We start from the raw sequence: 20,566 nt of genomic DNA on the forward strand, positions 1-20,566 counted from the left end.
CTTAAAAACTAGGAAAGCTGCCTATTTAAATTTATTTATAAATGAATATAATTTAAATTAAGTACAAGAAAATATATCCTAAAAATCCAATTGTATTATAAAAATGATCTAATTGGATTTATATGGATCAGAAATAATTTTATTATATATAAATTCATTATATAGTACAGATTCACTTAATTTATTATCCGTACAATTACTTAAACTCACAATTATCACTCTAAGTAGTTAATACTATCTAATCAAATACTTCATAATATAATTAAAAGAGCATAAATAAATATTATTCAATTTTACCTGAAAAAATATGTTTAAATGGATTTACAAATCTTGTTAAGTACTTCTATGGTCATTCAAAAGCCTTTATTTATATCTTTTTTCTACAACCAATTGGCTTGTTTAAGCTTGAAAATATTTAATTTTTAAAATTTAGTATATACATTTAGCTATTTAGAGCCAGTTGTATCAACCATTAAGCCAATGCGTTATTGTTACCTGATCAGTTTATTTATTATAACTTTTTGTTTTGGTTACTTTGCCCAAGGCCAAAACCTACAACCCGGCTTTGATAAACAAGAATACCTGGAATTATTAAAAATTTATTCCCGGTGGGGCGACTCTAGTTTTTACACCGGCATAGAGCAATCCGAAACGTATGCCCGAGCGTACAGGTCGCCGACGGTAGGCCTGGAAAACCGGTGGGAGCTGCACGTGAACAAGCTGCACAATGTAGCCGTGATAAGCATCCGCGGTACTATCGCCGATCCGGTAAGCTGGCTGGCCAACTTTTATGCGGCTATGGTTCCGGCCAAAGGCACCCTGCAGTTAACTAAAAATTTAACTTTTAACTACCACCTGGCTACCAACCCCAAGGCGGCGGTGCACGCCGGTTGGCTTATAAGTTTGGGGTTTCTGGCCAACGATATTTTACCCCGGCTGGATTCTTGTTACCGGTCCGGAATAAAAGAATATATAATACTGGGCCATAGCCAGGGCGGGGCTATCGCTTATTTGCTTACTTCGCATTTATATTATTTGCAAGATACCGGAAAATTACCCGCCGATATTCGCTTTAAAACGTACTGCAGCGCCGGACCCAAACCCGGTAATTTGTATTATGCTTACGAGTACGAAAACCGCACGCAAGGAGGGTGGGCGTTTAACGTAGTTAACTCCGCTGATTGGGTACCGGAAGTTCCGATTTCCATTCAAACGGTAAATGATTTTAATAACACCAATCCTTTTACCAATGCCAAAGCCAGCATTAAAAAACAAAAATTTCCCCGAAGAACTGCTTTAAACTACGTTTACCGGCAGTTAACCAAACACACCTTAAAAGCCCAGAAACGCTACCAGCAATACTTAGGCAACAAAGCATCGAAGTACGTAAAGTCTCAATTAAAAGAAATTGAAATTCCGGCTTTTTATAATTCTAACCATTACGTGCGCACCGGTACCTTTATCGTGTTATTAGCCGATGAGGCTTATTATCAACAATTCCCGGATAGCCAAACTAAGGTATTTACGCATCACATGTTACAACCTTATTACTATTTGGCGCAAAAGTTAAAGTAACTGTTTTAGCAAAAACGGGTAAATCCGGTAAAAGCTAAAATTTTTAAATTTTAAGAATTTATACTGCCGGAAGAATCCCGGATTTACTTTTAGAAATAACTCGTATTAACCAGAGCAGCTAATTAAAGTAAAAGGAAATTTACGCTGGAACGCAGAAAATTTTAAAATTTTGCTTCCTCCAGAGCTGGCTTAGGCTGTATAATTTCGAAAGCGGTACCCGGATTTTTAATTTGTAGCCAGGCAAATAACTCTTTTGCCTGGGCGAGCCGGGCAGGCGGGGGTAATTCTATTTGGTTGCCGTTGGCATACACCTTTAATTTTAAAAATCGGGTAGCATTGGAATAAGTAAGCTTCTCTAGTTGAGCGTAGGGTATTTTTTCAGGCTTGCCAAAATAACCGCGTTTGTAGCACAAATCAGAGTCCCGGAATTCAACTATCGATTGAAAAAACTTGTTGGAAATTATTGCCAGCAGTATGCCAGTTGGAATAACCAATAACATAGCCATGCCAAACCCTAAATTATCCTGCACTAACTGAAACAACATAACTGGAACAATTACCAGTAAAGACGATTTCCAATCGAGCTGAGTAAACTTATATTGCGTCATGAAGCAAGTTTTTCAATTACAATATACAGGAATGTTTTATCCTAATAGGACAACAAACATATATTTTTAAAATTTTTAAAATTTAGCGCCTTAAACAGGAGCTAAAATACCGTTTTTCGCCTATAAAAACCTGATCTGGCAATTCCCTGAATTTTTCCTGAATCAAATTACCTTACGGTAGTATTATGCCATCACCGAAACCATTCCTAAAGCTACTTCGCCTAATGCCTTATCTCCGGAGATTTTAACCTGATCTAGTACCTGCCCTGGCCGGATACTTTTGGAAAACAACTTCCAGGCAATATCCGGGGGAATAATAACCTGGGTTGCAGGTTTGCCCTCCGGGTCACTTTGTAAATGCCACTTTTCGGGTTCTTTTACTAAAAACCAATCGCCGCCAACGTCAGAGGGTATCGTAAGTTGAACGATAGTTCCTGCATCAGCTTGTACTGCCTCGTAAGCTACGGGTAGCCCGTACATAAAAGTAGAGATAAAAGGAAAGTAAAATTCCCGGGTCAGAATACCGGGTTGGTTAACGGCATCGCGAATTTGTTGTTGGTGCAACCATTTTTCGGTGTATTCCCGGGCCAGATGCAACTCATTTACACTTTCCTGCTCGCCAGCCCAGGCTACCGGAAAAATAGCTTTTTCCGGTAAATTAAGACTTTCGTAATAAGCACTAACCAGTGGCCCGGTAACTTGGTGGAGTAATAAGAGCACGCCGGGGCTGATTCTTTTACAGGCTTTTACCCAATCGGCGTTTAACTGATTTAACCAATTTACTAAATCGGGGTAAGCCGAAATGGATGGCGGTTGTTCGCCAAAATAACGATCGCGCTGGATAGATAACACCCGGATATTACCGTCGAGCAAATGAGCCGCAACATCTTTTACCCGCCACAACTTGGCCACGGTTTGCATTTCCCAATCCTCTTGACTTAAGGATTTTAATAATTCAATCAGCTTAGTATCTAATTGCGTAAATAAATGCTTTACCTCCACCATACTATTTTATTAACTTGAGGTAAAATTAAAAAATTGGTTTAACCACCGCTACTGCTTCAGGGGTTTAAGCTATTTAGTTGTGCCCGGCTATTAGGTACAAAGACAGAAAATTTACCTTAGCAATCAGTAATCTCTTTAGTTAAACCAACCTCTACTAATCTCACCCGGCACCCTGAAGTATTTGGACCGGATAATTAATTTTTTAAAATTTATATTTCTGGCAGGGAATCGCAACCTGCTACTTAGCTTTTTTATAAATCTACTTCCTAACTACATAAACCAGAATAGTTTTAACTTACCAAACGTATCTCTGCTTTTCTGGTATATTCAGCTATATTTAGCAAGCTCATTGGTACTAAAAGCTCCCAAACAATCCCTTTTAGCTGTATGCCCGAAATCCAAAATAAAACCTACTCGCTGCAATTCTGGTTACTTTGCATTTGTTCTTTTTTGTTTATGACCGGGCATTACATGATTTTGCCGGAGTTGCCGGGCTATCTTAGTTCTTTAGGCGGCGGCGATTACAAAGGTTATATTATTGGTTTATTTACCGTTACGGCGGCCATTAGCCGTCCCTTTAGCGGAAGGTTGGCCGATAAAATGGGCCGCATTCCGGTTATTATTTTTGGCACTGCGGTTTGCTGTTTGTGCGCTTTAGTTTACCCCTGGGTAGGCTCCGTGGCGGCATTTCTTTTGTTGCGGTTGGTGCACGGCTTTTCCATTGGTTTTCAACCAACGGGCACATCGGCGTACGTGGCCGATATTGCACCGGGCAACCGGCGCGGCGAGGCCATTGGTTTATTTGGTTTAGTTGGAAGCTTGGGCATTGCCGTGGGCCCAGTGGTGGGTAGTGCCGTGGCGCAGCAAATATCCCTGAATACTATGTTTTATATGTCGTCGGTTTGCTCGCTAGTGTCGGTATTGTTGCTGGTGCGGCTGCGCGAAACTGTTACGAATACGGTACCTTTTTCCTTTGGTTTATTAAAAATAAGAGCTGCCGAACTGTTGGAGCCGCGCGTTTGGGTGCCCGCCCTGATTTTGTTTTTAATCATGTTCCCGAATGGAATGGTACTTACCCTGGTGCCCGATTTTAGCGATTATTTAGGTTTAAGCAACAAAGGCATTTACTTTACCTTTTTTACGCTGGCTTCATTGTCCACGCGTTTTTTCGCCGGTAAAACTTCCGACAAATACGGCCGCATTCCGGTGCTTTACGGGTCTTTAACTTTACTGATTATATCGATGGTGGTAACGGCGTTGGCTGCTTCGCCGGCGCTTTTGTTGGTAGCCGCTGTTTTGTACGGCATTACTTCGGGCATTAACTCTCCTACCCTGTACGCCTGGACCATTGATTTAAGCCAGGAACAGCACCGCGGCCGGGCTATGGCTACTGCTTATTTTGCCGTAGAGGGCGGTGTGGGCGGGGGCGCCTTGCTTGCCGGCATGATCTTCGCGAACCAGGCCCAAAATATTGCTCACGTTTTTTGGTTGGCAGCATTATTTGCCCTAACGGCTTTTGTTTTTTTATTTCTGGCCAGCAAGTTTAATTTAAACCGGCAGACAATTTTTTAAATTTTCGCAATTCTACCGGATTAGCTCGCAATGAAAAATTTCTAAAAACAGCGAAACTGATTTACGCTAAAGTAATCAAAGCTTATATACAACATCAAAAATCAGCCTACTTAAACTTTACACTTTCAGGTAAATTTTCCGGCGATCCATCCAGTACCCAATGAGCCACAACACCAGCATGTAAGAAATGGCAAATAACAACGATGCGTTTTTTCCTTCAAGCCACGGCGTGAAACCGTGTTGGTAAATCCAGCCTTGCAAACCAGCATCGCCAATGCGGATTAAGCTCATGGTTTTTACGAGAATACCCGACATGGCATAAATAAACAAAGGATTGCGGCCAAAAACTTCGAAGAAATACGTCCAGTTTCTGATTTTAGCTACTTCTATAAACAACATTAAAGCGCTCAGTATTACTAAATCTAAACCCACGGTGTGTAACACGTAAGAGCTGGTCCAGATGGGTTTGTTAATCGGGAAAACTCCATCCCAAAACGCCCCCACAGTAATCGCCAGAAATCCGGCAATGCATAAATTTTTAACGGTAGCTTGCGTATTGCCTTTTTTCTGAATATAAACACCCGCCAGATAACCCATAATAACGTTAACGATAGCCGGCAAGGTGCTAAGTAAACCTTCCGGATCGAAGGGAATGCCGTAGCCTTTGTACAAGTTTTTTTCCGGAAGCAAGCTTAAATCAAATTTTAAAGCGGCATTGTTGGGCAAGCTGTAAGGTTCTGGGTGGGCGCCCATAAAATACATAATAGCCCAATACCCCAGCAAAGCCAATACGCTAAAAACAATGGCTCCCCGGATTTTTAAAAAATAAATAATTAAAGCGCCTAAACCATAGCACAGCGCAATGCGCTGCAACACGCCCATAATGCGCAACGCCGAAAAATCTTTTAAGGCATACGCTCCATCGGTAAACGTAATAAAAGGGTAAGCATTCAAGAACAATCCAATCAAGAAAATGAGGGCGGTTCGTTTTAAAACCTTACTTAAAAAAACGCTGGTTTCCTGTTGTTCCATTTTCCGGAGGCTAAAGCTCATAGCATTACCCACCACAAACAAAAACGTAGGAAAAACCAAATCCGTAACGGTAAACCCGTGCCACTCGGCATGCCTAAATGGGGCATAAATAGTTTCCCAACTACCCGGGGTATTTACCACAATCATCAGGGCAATGGTTAAACCACGCAGCACATCCAGCGCCAGATACCTTTGCCCGGCTTTAGGTATTTGTATATGGGGCACTGCCGTTACCGAAGAAGAAAAAGTTTTAGCCATAAAAAATCAAATAAACCAAAATTAATAAACTGGGTAATTCTGGTTGCTAAATATAGAAAACTTAAATCAGTTGCAAAATGAGCTGGCTTTTTATTATTGCGTTTTGCCATCAGTCTTACCCGTAAATTCTTATTTTTTTAAAAATTAGCTAATCAGCAGATTTCCGGTATTAAAGAATTCTGTTTCGGGTGTTTTTTTATTTACCCCAGCCAGGTTGTGCCCGGATTTTTAAAAAATTTTAGAGTTGCCGGCAACGGTTTAGGTAATCTTTCCCGGATCGCGTATATTTAAAGTTTAGTTGTTTACCCTACCCGCTGGTATTTAACCCAGGTTAAATCAGCGCTTTAGTTTATGCAGGAATACCCAAGCCGCAAAGAGGCCGAAAAGGCTTTAGCTATTTTATTACAACAAAGTGAACCAAACGTGCTTGCTTTATTGTACGATGCTTATGCCCCCGTTTTGCTGGGATTAATTTCCCGCATTGTCCGGAATTCGCAAACCGCCGAATCTGTTTTGCAGGAAACCTTTGTGGCAATCTGGCAACAGCGGGCTACATACAACCCGGCGCTAACCGGACTTTTAACCTGGATGATTATGTTGGCCAAAGAATCGGCATTAAAGGCCCTGCCCACCAGCAACTTTTCTTCTGGCCTAAGCCAAGAACACTTGCCGGGCAGCGTTGCTTTACCGGAACCGGCCCTAAACCCGCCGCCAACAAAAGCCCCGGAAACTAACGCACCATTAAATACCCAGGAAAAAGCGGTGCTCGACTTAATTTATTTGAAAGGCTGCAGCAGTGCCGAAGCGGCCGCCAGTCTGGGTATTTCGGAGGAAGATTTAAAAATTAAACTGCGCCAGGCAATTAATCATTTACGCGCTAACCAATCATGACTAATATTATTACCGAATATATAGAGTCCGGCATACTGGAGTTATATATTTTGGAACAAGTAACCCCGGCCCAAGCCGCAGAAGTAGAACAAATGGCCGCCAGGCATCCGGCCATCCGCCAGGAATTGGATGCTATCCGGGAAAACCTGGAACAATATGCCATTGCCCACGCCGTACAACCCCGGCCATTAATGAAATCACTTTTTCTGGCTACGGTGGATTATATGGAGCGCCTGCAAAACGGCGAAACTGTAATTACGCCGCCCCTTTTAAGTCAAACTTCGCGGGTAGAACAATATGCCGCATGGTTAAACCGTCCGGATTTTACTTTACCTGATGAAACTACGGATTTACACATAAAAATTATAGAGGCTACCCCGGCAGTTACGTCGGCAGTGGTTTGGTTAATAGATGAAGCCGAAAAGGAAGTACACGAAAAAGAGCACGAGCGGTTCCTGGTGGTAGAAGGTACCTGCACCGTTACTGCCGGCGAAGCTTTATTCTATTTAAAACCCGGCGATTTTTACGAAGTACCTTTGTATACACCCCACACCATTCGGGTAACTTCGCCAGAACCTTGTAAAGTAGTATTGCAACGTGTAGCGGTATAGATCATGGAAATTAACGTGCGTTCGAGTTAAGAAAAGAACTAAATAAAAAGAAAGCTTTCTTATTCAAATTAAGCCATCCCGGAAGAATTCAAAGAATTCCAGAGGGATGACTTAATAAATAGCAAAAACTTTCAAATTTATAGTTTTGGCGTTATTGTATGTACGCCTATTGGCTGCTTGAATAAGTAAATGTTTATTTCGAACTCACCTGAAATTAGAATCATTTTTAAAATTTTTGCATAAAGTAATTAACGGCTAAATAATCAGGGCAAAGTTTTAAAATGATAATAGAAAAATGCTGGCTCGTATTCAACCTTAATTTTGCTTTGAGCGGGAGTAAATAATTTCTCCGGCAATAATGGTGGTGTCTATGGTTATATCCTGATCAAAAACTACGATATCGGCATCTTTCCCAACAGCCAGGGTTCCTTTTTTATCCAGTACGCCCATAATGCGGGCGGGGGTACTGGTTATCATCCGGATGGCATCCAGCAAGGGCACGTCGGCCAGGTTTACCATACTGCGTACCAGGCGGTCGGCGGTGGCCACGCTTCCGGCAAAAGAAGTCCGGTCGGGTAGTTTAGCCACGTTATCTTCCACAATTACTTTTAAGCCGTTGTGCTTACTACCCAAAATACTTTCGCCGGGTGGCATGCCGGCAGCCCGCATGGCATCGGTTATTAAAGCCGTTCGGTCGGGGCCTTTTATTTTGTAAACTAACTTAAGTAAGGGAGCGGGCAGATGAGTACCATCGGCAATAATTTCCACGTCCATTTCGTCGATGATGTAGGCGCTTTCAATTACCCCGGCGTACCGGAAAGCATTGCGCCGGGTAACTCCCGACATAGCCGAGTAAAGATGGGTAGCCAACGTGTAACCGTTTTCAAAAGCCGCCAAAACGTCTTCGTAAATAGCATCAGTATGCGCAACGGCCGCTAATACACCTTTCGAGCGCACGAACTTTCCGAATTCAATGGCGCCGGGCAATTCCGGAGCAGCGCTCCACCGTTTAATAGACGTGGAACGTGCTAAAACTTCCTGGTATTCCGCCGGGTCGGGGTTACGAATGTATCTGGGATCTTGGGCACCCCGCTGGCTCATGGCAAAATAGGGCCCTTCTAAGTGCAAGCCCAGAAACTGCGCCCCTTTTTTATTGTTGCGGTTGGCCTGTTCGTAAATCTCTAAAGTATGAAAAAGTTCTTCGGAAGTGCTGGTGAGCGTAGTAGGCAATAGAGCCGTAGTACCATATTGCGCATGAGTTTCGGCAATTTTTAAAAATGCTTCCTCGCTGCCATCCATAAAATCGTGCCCGCCGCCACCGTGCACATGAATGTCAATAAAACCAGGTGCGATGTATTTCCCCTGCACGTCTATTTCCAGCGCATCGGCTACTTCTAAATTACCTTCGCTTACCGCAGCGATTTTACCATTTTCTACCAGTACGGTGCCCTGGGGTATAATGCGGTAAGGTGAGATGATCTTACCATTAATTAATTTTAGTTTCTGCGTGTTCATGAAAAAGAATTTTTAAAAATCCGGGTTGCTCCAATTAGTTTATTTCCAACTCCGGATGCGATGGCCCTGCACGGCGTAGAAGACCAGGTACAGGTAACACGGGAACAATACCCAATAAGCGGTACGTACGTCGTAGGCATCGGCTAAATACCCGTAAAATAAAGGCATAATGGCGTTGCCGCACAAGCCTATAAGTATCACAGAAGCGCTAATTTGGCTTTCGTAAATTCGAGTAGCTTTAATTTATACTTTGTGTATTTAAAGTTTTTAAAAACAATACCAGTTTATTCAGGTCTCATAATTCAATATTACAAGAGTATAACCTTCTCCTTCCCTGTTTTTAGGTAAGGAGATGCGGGCGGAAGGTAGTTTTAAATCTTCGGTTCCCAGCCCGGTTGATACTCCCGGCTCCAAAGCTTCATGGCTTCGTTATCGTTGATGATATGGCCGTTCTCTGGGTTGATGTTTAAAGTATGACCGGTACGGAGGGCGATATTACCCAACTGCATTAACAAAGTGCTCTGGTGCCCACTCAAAATATCGGAGTTAACTTTGGCTCCTTGGCGAATACCGTCGAAAAAGTTACGTATATGAAATGCGTCCAGTTCCTGGGCCGGGTCAGCTACGTTGCGGGCATCTATTTCCATGTCGTTCTTTACTTCTTTTACTACTTTATTCTGCAAGTCGTAAATAATGTAGGAATTGCCGCTTTCGATCAAAAGTGACCCGTTTTCGCCGTAAAACATAACACCGGCACTGTTACCTTCAATGGTACGACCATTACAACTCCGCCCCTCCCAAACCATGCTGGTTTTATTGTTAAACTCTAAAGTAATAACCTGGGTGTCCGGAGTTTGCCAATCGTCCTGGTACCGGTAGCGGCCACCTGCCGATGTAACCCGCGTCGGATAATCCACGCCTAAGCCCCAGCGGGCTAAATCTACCATGTGGGTGCCGTTATTTAAAGATTCGCCGGTACCCCAGTTCCAGAACCAATGCCAGTTGTAATGAATTAAATTGTCGCGGTAAGGTTGGCGTGGCGCCGGGCCTTGCCACAATTCGTAATTTAACCAGGCGGGCACCGGCACTTCTTTGCCCTTACCAATAGATTCCCGGTTATTGGTATACCAGGTCTTTGCGAAATAAGGCCGACCGATTACTCCGGCTTGCAATTCTTTTAAAGCTGCCACTACGTTGGGCCACGACCGTCGCTGGTTCCCCATCTGAATTACCCGGTTATATTTTTTAGCGGCCGCCACTACCAGCTCGCCTTCGTTGGGGTTGTGGCTGCAGGGTTTTTCGAGGTAAACGTGCTTGCCGGCTTTACAGGCCAGGATGGCCGCGGGCGCGTGCCAGTGGTCCGGGGCCGTTACAATCAAGGCATCCAGGTTTTTGTCATCCAGGGCTTTCCGGAAATCCGGCGCTGCTTTGGGACGCTTTTTCTGGATGGGCTCTACGGTAGCAATGCATTTTTCTGCGGCCCGGGAGTCTACGTCCGAAATATAAAGCACTTCGCAGTTTTCCTGGCGGGCGAAATTACTGGCTACTGCTAATCCCCGGGAATTTACGCCCATGCTGGCTACTTTAATGCGCTCGTTCGCGCCCAGAATGTTGCCGTAACTCTTAGGGCTAAAGCCTGGCAAAATACCGCCAAAAGAAACGGCAGCAGCTCCGGTAGCCACATTTTTAATGAACGATCTGCGTGTATTCTTCATCAATAATCTACTTAAAGTATCCTGATTATAGTAAAATTTTAAAAATTTGCGTTAACCTTTGGCTGCTCGGGCAGTTTGCAATACACTTTCCAGAGTAACCGGCTTGCCCCCTTGGCCCTTGCTTTCATCAGCGGCTTCCATAAAGGCGTAAACCTCCATGGTTTCTTCAGGCGCTACAGGTGGCTGCCCGGTTTCAAAAAATTTAATAATTTGTACCAGTAAGGAATCATAACCAGCGTATGGCCCCAGGGTAACATTGCCTTTTTCGCCAAAAACGGTGCCGCCGTAGTCGTGGGTGCCGGTGCGGGTGCCCCGGAAAGTACCGATGCGGTTATCCTGCCAGGTACCCACTACCAGGTCGGTGCTGTCGGTGGAATGCCGAACCACACTTTTACAACCCGCCCCCATAACGGTAAAAAGTGTTTCTACCCCGTGAATGCCGTACCAGAACAAATCAGGATGCGTTTTTTCTAATGTAGCCGGGCTATAGGTATCGGCGCCTAAAACTTTGCCGATTTTGCCCTGCACCACTTCCTGCGCACTAGCTAAATACCGTAACGACGACGACGAAAAAACCGGCACTTTGTATTGTTTGGAAGCTTCGAAAATAGCCACCGCATCTTTTAAAGATCCGGCAATGGGTTTATCAATAAAAACCCGTTTTCCGGCTTTTAGTACCGGCAGCACTTGCTCCAGGTGGGGCCGGCCGTCGTTGGTTTCCAGCAATACTACATCTACTTCCGAGAGTAGTTTTTTAATGGAATCTACTATTTTAACGTTGTATTTTTTAACTTCTTCGGTGTACTCCGGTACGCGTTTGGTGCTAGATTCAATATCGTTGCTGCCTTTGGGGTAAGCTGCCACCACCCGGTAACCGTTAAACTCCGGTCCGGCATCCGGTTTATTCAGGGATTTAGTAAAAGCGGTACTGTGCGAGGTATCTAAACCAATAATACCGACCCTTTTACCTTTTTGTACGGCTACTTCTTTACTTACGGCCGCCGTGGCCGGCAATCCTAAACCTAAACCCATACCTGCTACTGTTGCGGTTTTTAAAAATTCGCGTCTGTTGTAATTTTTTTTCATAGTAAACTAAAATCAATAATGCAGCATTCTGTCTTCCAATCAACACCTGGCCAGGCTACTAACTCCTTTAAAGTTTTAAACTGGCTGGTTCCGGTAGCCGAAATAATAGTGGCATGTCCTTTTGCGGCAATGGTTTGCCAGATTAATCCAGCCGCAATATTACCGGCAGCTTTACCTAATTCCGGCGGCGTAGAAAAGGTGTTTATTTTCATTTTATAAAGCAAAGTACTGGGGTTTACGCTCAGTTGCAAAAGGTAATTTTTAAAAATTTTACTTTTGCGCAAACTTTTAGGTCTCTTTAAAAAGCTACCTCTAACGGCTTCGTTTTAAAGGTGCCTGCAGTAAATATCAACAACTATTACACTTTGGCGCTTTTAAGATAAGGCGATATTTTTCAAAATTTAAAATTTATTTTCTTTTGAGGTATAATCCGAAGGCATTGAAACTGGTTGCCCGATGCTTCCCGACAATTATTACAGAAGTAACTTTTCGCAAGTGTTGGTTTGATTTAAACTAAAAAAGCCACTTTTAACAAAGTGGCTTTTTATGGCAAAACAAACTGGTCTGATAACTTAACCGCAGATAATAAAAGGGTTAGTCTGTTATTTTAAAAAACTTAAATTTAACTGAATAGGCTCCAGATAGGGCTCCAGCATTTTCGTATCCTGAAAGGTACCAATGTAAGCACTCCGGAATTGCCCGGGCCAAAAATAAACTTCCACAAAAAAGTGATTTAGCCCGTAGAGTTTAATCTCAAAGGAGGGCGTGTGCCGGGTAGCTAAAAACCGGCCTTGGCGTCGCAAATAAGCGAGTTTCTCTTTTTTAAACAAAAAATCAAATTCATCTTGGTGGAGCATAGCCTTTTGCATTTAGCGTCATACACAAATAAAAATTACTTGCCCCCAACCCAAGAAGCTGAGCAAAGCCATTTTAGAATGGTAAAGTACCCGCTTCAATACTTTTCGCCGACTAGCAGAAGTTGTTTTTTCTTCGGTAAGCGCATATTGCAGGTAATTCAGAGAAGATTCCAGACACTCCGATTGCACCGGATCACTGTTCGACGGGATCAGATCCAGTAACCATTTCATAGAATGAAAAGTCAGTTTTTTTACCTGGGCTAATATTTCTTCTATTCTTTCCTCTTTAATGCTGGGCCTTTCTAACTCGTTGCTATACTGCTCTAACAAAGCATAATTTTGCTCCAGCAACGAACGCAACGAATCCTCGGAATTTGATAGCATCAGTATGTATTGTTTTTGTTTTACATAGATTATCTCACTTTAAAAGTTAGTTGGTGTTTTGGCAGTAAGGTATAATCAGCTCGGCGTTTACGTATCTCATTTATAAACTATTAATACGTACAGGAATTTCGTTAATTACTTGTAAAAATTACAATTAGGTAAGTATACGAGAAAAATACGGATAGTATAACACGCGTAGGTACTTTTTTTTATCAGAATTGTTATATATAAAATTTCTTATCTTTTTGCTTAAGATTACCCTGGTACCTTAAACCAGCAAAGCCACTCCGTACAAGGATGGCTTTGCTGGTTAAAACCAAACTAGCTTTAAGATTTAGATTTTAAATTTGTTTAGCTGCCTTGGCATTAAAGCCCGTATTGGTGCCGGTTTAAATTAAACAATAGCAACAGCAACAAGATAATTGAGATTAATAGTAACGAGAGGTTAATAACTCCAGGTAAGCCCCGGCCATAAAGCGGGTATGCGTAGTAGCTAATTGGCTATCCAGGTTAATGTCTTTGTAAATAGAGGATGCTATCCGGGCAATGGGAGTAAGGTATTCGGGTTTAAAAGTACCAATTTGTTGATACGGCCAGGCTTTGGTTTTAGATCCGTAAGGCAACATCCACTGGAACGCTTTTTTTAAACTTTTGCCACTAGTGGAAGTATAATCCCATAAGTTTAGCCCTACGTTTTCGGCCGCGCTTGCCAGGCAAAACCAGCCATCTAAATTTTTATTGCAGTAAGTCCAGGCATTGGTGCGGGCTACTTCCAGCACTTGCTCATTATTGGCACCCAATTGGGTTTCCATTCTTTTAATTGTTTGGTTATCCAGTATCGACTTAGCTAAAGTTTTATTACCTACAAATAAAGCATATGTTACCACCTGTAAATCGTAGTAAGTACCAATATTATTGGGAGCAATGCTTGCTTTTTTCCCCCACTCGCTCGTTAACATCCAGTTTAAATATTGATTAAACCAGCTTTGTAACGCTTCATGGTTAGCTGAAGTCCAGGATTTGGAACCTGCTAAGAGTTGTACGCCATCGATAAGTTCCGGAAAATGCTCGGTATCTACGGTACAGGTACCATAAACCTTTAAATCTCCTCTAATAGTCTGCGCGTATTTCAAATTGGGGTTCATGCGGGTTGCGCTATTCAGAAAAAACACCTGCAATAATTCGGTAGCTTTTTGCGCGTATTTTTCTTCGTTGGTATAATAGTAAGCTAAACCTAATAACCGCACATCCTGGCAAAGTGCCCGCAGGTAAGTATTATCTTTAACCTGATTCACCTGCGGATTTGTTTGTCCGTCTTTTTGAATGTAAGGCAAACCCGTAACAGTTTTGGGGTTGGGCCACCAATAAGGGGCTAAACTCATGTAATCGTGGTTATCGCCGCTGGGTGGAGTAATGGTTTTACTAACTACAGTATACGGCACCCGGTTTAAAACAGGAGCCGATGAAGATACCAGCACCTTTAGAGCAGCTAAATGGCCTTGATTTTTAGCCGTGATTTTTAATTTGTTCTGGAGTAGCAACTCTCCGTTTATTAAAAATGTATTGGGCTTTACTTGCGCCGAAACATTAAAGGTAAGAACAAAGGTTAAAACCAATAAGAATGATAGATTAAGTAATGTTTTTCTCATATCAAGCACTTTATTTAATTAACAATGCAAAAGTACAAATCAAAGTACTAACCAGGCAACACACAATTTTAATTAAAATTGTACTTTTTCTTTTTATTAAGTGCATAAACAGGCTAATTTTTTAAAATTTAGCCTTAATTAATCAAATTACATTATAACCATTCCTACAAACACGCTTACAAACACATTTTAAGAAAACTAAATAATATATAAAACAGGCAAAGTGTAAGCAAACTTTAGAACTAAGTAAACCGGGTAAAAACTTGATTCCGGAAAGAAAATTGCAGCATTCTATTATCGGCTGCACTACCGGGTTCCACGTAGATTTTTCTTAAAAACGGCGCAAACCTGTGATGTTTAAAAAGCGGTTTACCCCTGGGCTGCTCCCCTACCTCCGGCATTGTTCGGGGCAAACCGCTTTTTTAAATTTTTTACTTTGTTTAAACCTTAATAAGTAAATTTTTTTAAAATTACCAGTAATTGCCAGGCTGTTTATCTTAATGTTAAGCATCACCTAACTAACTGGTAGTAAATAAAACACGGCTTGGTTTTATGATTTTTTATATTATTCAGAATACCTGGAGGTTAAAAGCTCTAAATAGGCTCCCGAAATAAAGCGTTGGTGGGTAGAAGCAAGCAGGACATTTAAATCAATGTCTTTATAAATTGCCGAACCAACCCGGGCCATAGGCGTAAGGTACTCGGGTTTAAAAAGTCCGATTTGCTGATAAGGCCAGGGCTGAATGCCGGCACTATAAGGAACCATCCAGGCAAAAGCTTTTTTCAAACTTTTACCACTAGCTGAGTTATAATCCCATAAGTTAATACCCGCACTTTCGGCGCAATTAGCTAAATTAAACCATCCTTCCAGGTTTTTATTGCAATAAGTCCAAGCGTTGGTACGGGTTACTTCAAAAGTTTGCTCTCCATCTACGGTTAACTGGCTTTCGATGCGGTTGTAAGTTTGTTTTTCAATCAGGGTTTTGGCCAATGTTTTATTCCCTACAAACAAAGCATAGGAAACTACTTGCAAATCGTAAATGGTGCCAATATTATTAGGCGCCACTTTGGCCTTTTTACCTTTTTCGTCCGTTAACAACCAGGTTAAATACTGATTAAACCAGTCTTGCAAAGCCTCATGGTTTTCGGGAGTCCAGGAATTGGAACCAATTAACAATTGAACCCCATCCAACAAATCCGGGAAAACCTCGGTATCTACGATGCCTGTGCCATAAACGGTGTTATCGCCTTTAATAAGTTGTCCATATTTTAAATTAGGATTCATGCGGGTGGCACTATCCAGAAAAAACACTTTTAAAAATTCGGTTGCTTTAGCCGCATATTGTTCATTATTAGTAAAATAGTAAGAAAGCCCAAGTAGCCTGATATCGCGGCTTAAATCCCGGATATAAGTATTATCCTTAAATTCATTTACTTCTGGGTTGGTTTGTCCATCTTTTTGCACGTAAGGCAATCCGGTAGAAGTACCAGAATTAGGCCACCAGTACGGCGCGAGGCTCACGTAGTCGTTCTTACTGCCACTAGGGCCGGCATTGGTTTTATTTACTACAGTATAAGGCGCTTTGCTAAGAGCCGGATTAGCTAAAGACTGCAATATTTTAAGCGACGCTAAATACTCGGGAGTGCCAGCATCTATTTTTATTTTATTTTGAATCAAAACGTCTCCGTTCATTACAAAAGTATTAGGCCGCAGTTGAGCCACCGCCGGTAAATTAACAGAAACAACTAATGCAAAAAAATACAAAAAATAAAGTATATTGTTTTTCATTAAAAAAGAGTTAAAATTTTAAAAAGTACAAAACAAACATAGTGCTAACAATGTATATAGTTAACTATATTTATTGTACTTATTTGCTAAACCCCTTGCAGAAAAACAGATTTTTTAAAAACGAGCGTTATACATACAGGCTTTTAAATTCCTGTGGCTGGTTTTTTACATGCTGGAATCCCCTTTTACCTACACTGGTTTACCCCTAGTGTTCTTTTTTAAAGATAAAATCAGTAACTATACCGTATAATTCTGTTACCTGTTTATGAGAATCCTTTTTTTCATGTCGCTTTTGCTTGGTTTTCTTCATTTAGAGAATCAACTAAAGTTAACAAACCCTGATTTGCCCGATAGTTCTATCCAAGGGCGGTGGGCGCCCAAAAGCATGCAAACGCAGTATGTGGTAGATAGCCACTTAGTGCACGAAGAAGAACATGCTCCGGAGAAAAATAAAATTTATGTTTTTGATAACGCTACGGTGCGGGTAGAATATACTGGGGGCCATACGGTGCCAGGCACTTACCGCATTTACAACGAAGACGATAGAAAAAAAATAGTAATTCAACTGCCCGGCACCACTGCAACTTATAACCTAATTGCACTGACTGCTACCAGCATGGTTTGGCAACAAGACCTGGATAATACCAGTTATCAAGCGGGCACCGAACTTAAATCGGCGGAACGGGCCATTTACACCCAGGTGTTCATTAAATTGTAATTTTTTAAAATTTTCAATATTCATTAGATTAAGCTCATTCAGTATAGTTGCTTATTTATAAATAAAGCAAAATTTAACTCAAGCTCTGCCTCTTTAAACTACTGCTGTTGTTTTAATTTTTAAACCAAATAATTTTTCAGGTTTCGATAGCGGTAGTTTTTAACCCCACCCAAATACCCTCGGGAGTTTTACCTAACAGCAAGATGGTGATGGTTCTACTACCAATCCGGAAAACCTGAATGCTTTGCAACTGCTGCGTGCAAATTGATTGCAATGCAGTAATTTGATCTACCGCATTATCCCCGTGAACGGGCAATTTTTCTGATTGTACTAAATGCCCGAAAAAAACAGCGATACTGGTTTCTGCAACCGGGGTTTCCAGGGGATGCCCGGTTAAAGTCAAAATACTTTCCCTGGTAAACCGGTCTGGTTCTGTTGAATGTAATTGCACTACTTCCACCGGAAAATCGGATTCGCTTTGATAAGACACACCAGCCGTTAATTGCTGCAACCGGGTTATAATTTCTTCGGCAGTTAAGGACGAAATATTTTCCATTTTAAAAATACAGCTAACTACAACTACTGCGTTGGTCCATTATCTACCCGGGCTTCTATAACCCGCTGAATATCTTCGGGCACTTCCGATAGTAAGTCATAGCCGGTAGCTTTTTCTATTGCATCTACGGTAGTCCGGTAATTGCTCCAATCCGCATGTACGCCGTTGATGTTAGGAGTATCTACCGCAATTACGCGGGTATTGGTAGTAATCCGGTTTACATCATCTTCCCCGGCGGGCAATATTATTAAAACCTTCCAGATTTGCTTGGGCACTTTAATTCTGCCGCCATCAATGGTACGGGCCGACCCGTTAGCACCAGTTCCGCCCGAGCCGTAGTTTCCCATAATCACGTATACTTCCTGGCCGCTTTCTACTAAAGTCCGGGTATATTCTTCCAGGTTTGCCCAAGTGTTCCGGTTGTTATCGGGCGCTTGCGGAATCATGTTTGTCATGAGAAAAGTAGCCGAATTATCTTCTTCGCTCTTGGTCCGGTCGGCCGAGGGGCAATTGTGTCCCCGGTCGAAGCCGCTGTTGGTATAAGCCCCAGGGCTTACGCGGTACCAGTCAGCAGGCAAAGTTTCATCTGCCCGAAAATTATCTTGCCGCGGTGCTGTACCCAACCAATCTTTACTTACATGCCAACTTACCCAATTCGGGATGCCGTTATCCCGGCTATACGAGAGAACATACTGGGGCTTCTCGATTAAATAATTATTGTAATTAAGCGGATCGGCAACGGCACTACTGGGATTGCCTAACGTAAGGTGCACGTTGGTGGCAACAAACCGGGATCTTTTGGGCGCAACGGCGGTGTCTTTACAACCCGAAAATAATACTACAAAAATAAAAAGGGAAGCAAAGTACCGGCGCATGAACAAAAACATAAACTTAAAACAAAAGCAAAGGTAGGCAATTTATACCAGGTGCCTGAAACGTAGCGGCGTAAAAAATAAACCATTTCAGAGAAAGCAAGTAACTTTAGCCCTCCTTAAATCCTGCTTCTCTAAAATCAGATTTTTTAAAAATTTCATTTTCTATAGCATCCATAGGCACCTCATTTTTTAAAATCTATTCTAAAACCAGAAAATACCGCAACGTTGGCCGGGCAATTAGTTCCTTAGGCAGCCATTCGTAAATACCGGGTTTTTAATGTGTTTTTTTATGGATGTATTTACATCTAAGTTATTTATATTGCGTTATAAGTACTTAGCAGTTAATAATTTAAAACCCGCCTGCTATGATAAAACGTTTTACCCTCTGTCTCACTTTTTGCTTATTGGTGTTATTTCCCGGCTGGGCCACCCAGATACTGGTAGCCATGGACAACACCCAAAAAGATCATCTGAAAGCTTATGGTGTAGCTTACTGGGTACTACAAAACCAGCAAACGGCGGAGTGGCTTTTAAATTACCGCGGCGGTAGTTTTGCTTTTCCGCATACGCCGGCCACAGAAAATGAATTACGGGTGCGGGGAGTTACGTACGAAGTAATTTCGGATGCGCAGTACCAGCAAATATTAGCGCAAATTGCCGCGCCCGACACCAACATGGATGTTATTAAACTAGAAAAAGCACCCCGCATTGCGATTTACTCCCCTAAAATAAAACAACCCTGGGACGATGCTGTTACGCTGGTTTTAACTTACGCCGAAATACCCTACGATTTACTTTTTGATGAAGAGGTACTCGATCAGAAATTATTAAAATACGATTGGCTGCACCTGCACCACGAAGATTTTACCGGGCAATATGGCAAATCGGGCCGGTGGCAACGTACCCAGGAATGGTTTCGGGCGCAGCAGCAAGAGTCGGAGGCTTTAGCTAAAAAATACAACTTTGCTAAAGTAACGCAAATGAAGCTGGCGGTGGTAAAAAACATTAAAGCTTTTGTGGCAGGCGGCGGTTTTATGTTTGCCATGTGCTCGGCCACCGATACCTACGATATTGCCCTGGCCGCCAACGGCGTAGATGTAGTAGATGCTTTATACGATGGCGATGGGGTCGATCCGCAGGCGCAGCAAAAATTAGATTTTAGCAAAACCTTTGCTTTTAAAGATTTTACCGTTTTTTCCAGTCCCTACGAAGGTGAATTTTCTAGTATTGACAACCAGCGCCGGGAACGGGATATTTACCAGGACAACGACTTTTTTTCATTATTTACCTTTTCGGCCAAGTGGGACCCTATCCCAACCATGCTCACCCAAAATCACGAAAAAACCATTAAAGGGTTTATGGGCCAGACTACCGCCTTTAAAAAGCAATACATAAAATCTGACGTGATTATTATGGGAGAAACCAAAGCCGCCAACGAAGTAAGATACATGCACGGCACGGTTGCCAAAGGTACCTGGACTTTTTACGGCGGCCACGATCCCGAAGATTACCAACACAGTCCCGGCGAAGAACCTACCGATCTGGCTTTACATCCCAACTCGCCCGGCTACCGCTTAATTTTAAATAATATTCTTTTTCCGGCGGCCAAAAAGAAAAAGCCTAAAACCTAGTTTCACCAACAATTCTTACCTACCATTTCAAATAAGGCAGCAGTATTTTTTTTTATAGTTCTAATCTGAGGTAATAAAAGTTACCGCCACAGCCATGCGCCAATAAAACTTTGCTCAAATCTGCATTGGGGCAAGTACAAAATTTAATTTTTATAGTTCCGATAGCTTAGTAAACCAAAGTTTTACCCCCAACAGGCTTTACCTAAAAGGCAGTTGTATATACTTTTTTAAATATTATC

The 20,566-nt window shown here is 42.2% G+C and carries 20 protein-coding genes; 6 read left to right on the plus strand and 14 right to left on the minus strand.

Translation table 11 applies throughout. From position 1 onward, the window contains the following. Nucleotides 1-480: 480 nt before the first annotated feature. Entirely contained in the window at nt 481-1,575 is a 1,095-nt protein-coding gene (locus HUW51_RS01760) for a lipase family protein (RefSeq protein WP_185272282.1), read from the plus strand. A gap of 161 nt (nt 1,576-1,736) precedes the next feature. Here HUW51_RS01760 and HUW51_RS01765 read toward each other — a convergent pair whose 3' ends face one another. After that, the gene (locus tag HUW51_RS01765) at nt 1,737-2,183 is read right to left on the minus strand and encodes a hypothetical protein (RefSeq protein ID WP_185272283.1); all 447 of its coding nucleotides are present in this window, start codon (nt 2,181-2,183) and stop codon (nt 1,737-1,739) included. A 183-nt stretch (nt 2,184-2,366) separates the two neighbouring features. After that, entirely contained in the window at nt 2,367-3,188 is an 822-nt protein-coding gene (locus HUW51_RS01770; RefSeq protein ID WP_185272284.1) for a maleylpyruvate isomerase N-terminal domain-containing protein, read from the minus strand. 387 nt (nt 3,189-3,575) lie between these two features. Between HUW51_RS01770 and HUW51_RS01775 the strand changes: the two genes are divergently transcribed. Beyond that, nucleotides 3,576-4,760, plus strand: coding sequence for an MFS transporter (locus tag HUW51_RS01775; protein ID WP_185272285.1), 1,185 nt, complete (start codon nt 3,576-3,578; stop codon nt 4,758-4,760). Between the two features lie 117 nt (nt 4,761-4,877). Here HUW51_RS01775 and HUW51_RS01780 read toward each other — a convergent pair whose 3' ends face one another. Beyond that, nucleotides 4,878-6,050, minus strand: a complete 1,173-nt coding sequence (locus tag HUW51_RS01780; RefSeq protein ID WP_185272286.1) for an acyltransferase family protein — start codon at nt 6,048-6,050, stop codon at nt 4,878-4,880. Nucleotides 6,051-6,401: 351 nt separating this feature from the next. On the opposite strand from HUW51_RS01780, the gene HUW51_RS01785 reads away from it, so the two are divergent. Both HUW51_RS01785 and HUW51_RS01790 read left to right on the plus strand, forming a co-directional pair. Further along, nucleotides 6,402-6,941, plus strand: coding sequence for an RNA polymerase sigma factor (locus HUW51_RS01785; RefSeq protein ID WP_185272287.1), 540 nt, complete (start codon nt 6,402-6,404; stop codon nt 6,939-6,941). Continuing rightward, the gene (locus tag HUW51_RS01790; RefSeq protein ID WP_185272288.1) at nt 6,938-7,552 is read left to right on the plus strand and encodes a cupin domain-containing protein; all 615 of its coding nucleotides are present in this window, start codon (nt 6,938-6,940) and stop codon (nt 7,550-7,552) included. Before HUW51_RS01785 ends, HUW51_RS01790 begins: the two co-directional genes overlap by 4 nt. A 315-nt stretch (nt 7,553-7,867) precedes the next feature. Here HUW51_RS01790 and nagA read toward each other — a convergent pair whose 3' ends face one another. The 9 genes from nagA to HUW51_RS01835 all read right to left on the minus strand — a co-directional run bounded on the left by nagA (nt 7,868) and on the right by HUW51_RS01835 (nt 16,547). After that, complete coding sequence (gene nagA, locus HUW51_RS01795) at nt 7,868-9,067, minus strand: N-acetylglucosamine-6-phosphate deacetylase (protein ID WP_185272289.1); 1,200 nt, start codon at nt 9,065-9,067, stop codon at nt 7,868-7,870. Between the two features lie 39 nt (nt 9,068-9,106). After that, nucleotides 9,107-9,268, minus strand: a complete 162-nt coding sequence (locus HUW51_RS01800) for a hypothetical protein (RefSeq protein WP_185272290.1) — start codon at nt 9,266-9,268, stop codon at nt 9,107-9,109. Between the two features lie 170 nt (nt 9,269-9,438). Further along, the gene (locus tag HUW51_RS01805) at nt 9,439-10,782 is read right to left on the minus strand and encodes a Gfo/Idh/MocA family protein (RefSeq protein WP_185272291.1); all 1,344 of its coding nucleotides are present in this window, start codon (nt 10,780-10,782) and stop codon (nt 9,439-9,441) included. 51 nt (nt 10,783-10,833) lie between these two features. Continuing rightward, nucleotides 10,834-11,868, minus strand: a complete 1,035-nt coding sequence (locus tag HUW51_RS01810) for a Gfo/Idh/MocA family oxidoreductase (RefSeq protein WP_185272292.1) — start codon at nt 11,866-11,868, stop codon at nt 10,834-10,836. Continuing rightward, nucleotides 11,865-12,080, minus strand: a complete 216-nt coding sequence (locus tag HUW51_RS01815; protein ID WP_185272293.1) for a sugar phosphate isomerase family — start codon at nt 12,078-12,080, stop codon at nt 11,865-11,867. The genes HUW51_RS01810 and HUW51_RS01815 overlap by 4 nt, the downstream gene beginning before the upstream one ends. A gap of 390 nt (nt 12,081-12,470) precedes the next feature. Continuing rightward, nucleotides 12,471-12,725, minus strand: a complete 255-nt coding sequence (locus HUW51_RS01820; RefSeq protein ID WP_185272294.1) for a hypothetical protein — start codon at nt 12,723-12,725, stop codon at nt 12,471-12,473. Nucleotides 12,726-12,743: 18 nt separating this feature from the next. Then, nucleotides 12,744-13,109: a hypothetical protein gene (locus HUW51_RS01825; protein ID WP_185272295.1), complete on the minus strand. Its 366-nt coding sequence runs from the start codon at nt 13,107-13,109 to the stop codon at nt 12,744-12,746. A 428-nt stretch (nt 13,110-13,537) separates the two neighbouring features. Further along, nucleotides 13,538-14,758 (minus strand): alginate lyase family protein, encoded by a 1,221-nt coding sequence (locus tag HUW51_RS01830; protein WP_185272296.1) that lies wholly within the window; start codon nt 14,756-14,758, stop codon nt 13,538-13,540. A 565-nt stretch (nt 14,759-15,323) separates the two neighbouring features. Continuing rightward, on the minus strand, nt 15,324-16,547 hold the full coding sequence (locus HUW51_RS01835; protein WP_185272297.1) for an alginate lyase family protein: 1,224 nt from the start codon (nt 16,545-16,547) through the stop codon (nt 15,324-15,326). Nucleotides 16,548-16,812: 265 nt separating this feature from the next. Between HUW51_RS01835 and HUW51_RS01840 the strand changes: the two genes are divergently transcribed. Beyond that, nucleotides 16,813-17,265 carry a hypothetical protein gene (locus tag HUW51_RS01840; RefSeq protein ID WP_185272298.1) on the plus strand — a complete coding sequence of 151 codons (453 nt, stop codon included), beginning with the start codon at nt 16,813-16,815 and terminating at the stop codon, nt 17,263-17,265. A gap of 136 nt (nt 17,266-17,401) precedes the next feature. Here HUW51_RS01840 and HUW51_RS01845 read toward each other — a convergent pair whose 3' ends face one another. After that, on the minus strand, nt 17,402-17,821 hold the full coding sequence (locus HUW51_RS01845; protein ID WP_185272299.1) for a nuclease A inhibitor family protein: 420 nt from the start codon (nt 17,819-17,821) through the stop codon (nt 17,402-17,404). Nucleotides 17,822-17,844: 23 nt separating this feature from the next. After that, nucleotides 17,845-18,696: a DNA/RNA non-specific endonuclease gene (locus tag HUW51_RS01850; protein ID WP_228466902.1), complete on the minus strand. Its 852-nt coding sequence runs from the start codon at nt 18,694-18,696 to the stop codon at nt 17,845-17,847. 365 nt (nt 18,697-19,061) lie between these two features. Here HUW51_RS01850 and HUW51_RS01855 point away from each other — a divergent pair, with 365 nt between their 5' ends. Continuing rightward, nucleotides 19,062-20,327 carry an asparagine synthetase B gene (locus HUW51_RS01855; protein WP_185272301.1) on the plus strand — a complete coding sequence of 422 codons (1,266 nt, stop codon included), beginning with the start codon at nt 19,062-19,064 and terminating at the stop codon, nt 20,325-20,327. The last annotated feature ends 239 nt before the right edge of the window (nt 20,328-20,566 follow it).

This window comes from Adhaeribacter swui (assembly GCF_014217805.1).
In the GTDB taxonomy this organism is placed as follows: Bacteria; Bacteroidota; Bacteroidia; order Cytophagales; family Hymenobacteraceae; genus Adhaeribacter; species Adhaeribacter swui.

Coding starts and splice junctions, on each gene's coding strand:
- HUW51_RS01760 (WP_185272282.1), top strand. CDS start 481: ATGCGTTATTGTTACCTGATCAGTTTATTTATTATAACTTTTTGTTTT.
- HUW51_RS01765 (WP_185272283.1), bottom strand. CDS start 2,183: ATGACGCAATATAAGTTTACTCAGCTCGATTGGAAATCGTCTTTACTG.
- HUW51_RS01770 (WP_185272284.1), bottom strand. CDS start 3,188: ATGGTGGAGGTAAAGCATTTATTTACGCAATTAGATACTAAGCTGATT.
- HUW51_RS01775 (WP_185272285.1), top strand. CDS start 3,576: ATGCCCGAAATCCAAAATAAAACCTACTCGCTGCAATTCTGGTTACTT.
- HUW51_RS01780 (WP_185272286.1), bottom strand. CDS start 6,050: ATGGCTAAAACTTTTTCTTCTTCGGTAACGGCAGTGCCCCATATACAA.
- HUW51_RS01785 (WP_185272287.1), top strand. CDS start 6,402: ATGCAGGAATACCCAAGCCGCAAAGAGGCCGAAAAGGCTTTAGCTATT.
- HUW51_RS01790 (WP_185272288.1), top strand. CDS start 6,938: ATGACTAATATTATTACCGAATATATAGAGTCCGGCATACTGGAGTTA.
- nagA (WP_185272289.1), bottom strand. CDS start 9,067: ATGAACACGCAGAAACTAAAATTAATTAATGGTAAGATCATCTCACCT.
- HUW51_RS01805 (WP_185272291.1), bottom strand. CDS start 10,782: ATGAAGAATACACGCAGATCGTTCATTAAAAATGTGGCTACCGGAGCT.
- HUW51_RS01810 (WP_185272292.1), bottom strand. CDS start 11,868: ATGAAAAAAAATTACAACAGACGCGAATTTTTAAAAACCGCAACAGTA.
- HUW51_RS01815 (WP_185272293.1), bottom strand. CDS start 12,080: ATGAAAATAAACACCTTTTCTACGCCGCCGGAATTAGGTAAAGCTGCC.
- HUW51_RS01820 (WP_185272294.1), bottom strand. CDS start 12,725: ATGCTCCACCAAGATGAATTTGATTTTTTGTTTAAAAAAGAGAAACTC.
- HUW51_RS01825 (WP_185272295.1), bottom strand. CDS start 13,109: ATGCTATCAAATTCCGAGGATTCGTTGCGTTCGTTGCTGGAGCAAAAT.
- HUW51_RS01830 (WP_185272296.1), bottom strand. CDS start 14,758: ATGAGAAAAACATTACTTAATCTATCATTCTTATTGGTTTTAACCTTT.
- HUW51_RS01835 (WP_185272297.1), bottom strand. CDS start 16,547: ATGAAAAACAATATACTTTATTTTTTGTATTTTTTTGCATTAGTTGTT.
- HUW51_RS01840 (WP_185272298.1), top strand. CDS start 16,813: ATGAGAATCCTTTTTTTCATGTCGCTTTTGCTTGGTTTTCTTCATTTA.
- HUW51_RS01845 (WP_185272299.1), bottom strand. CDS start 17,821: ATGGAAAATATTTCGTCCTTAACTGCCGAAGAAATTATAACCCGGTTG.
- HUW51_RS01850 (WP_228466902.1), bottom strand. CDS start 18,696: ATGCGCCGGTACTTTGCTTCCCTTTTTATTTTTGTAGTATTATTTTCG.
- HUW51_RS01855 (WP_185272301.1), top strand. CDS start 19,062: ATGATAAAACGTTTTACCCTCTGTCTCACTTTTTGCTTATTGGTGTTA.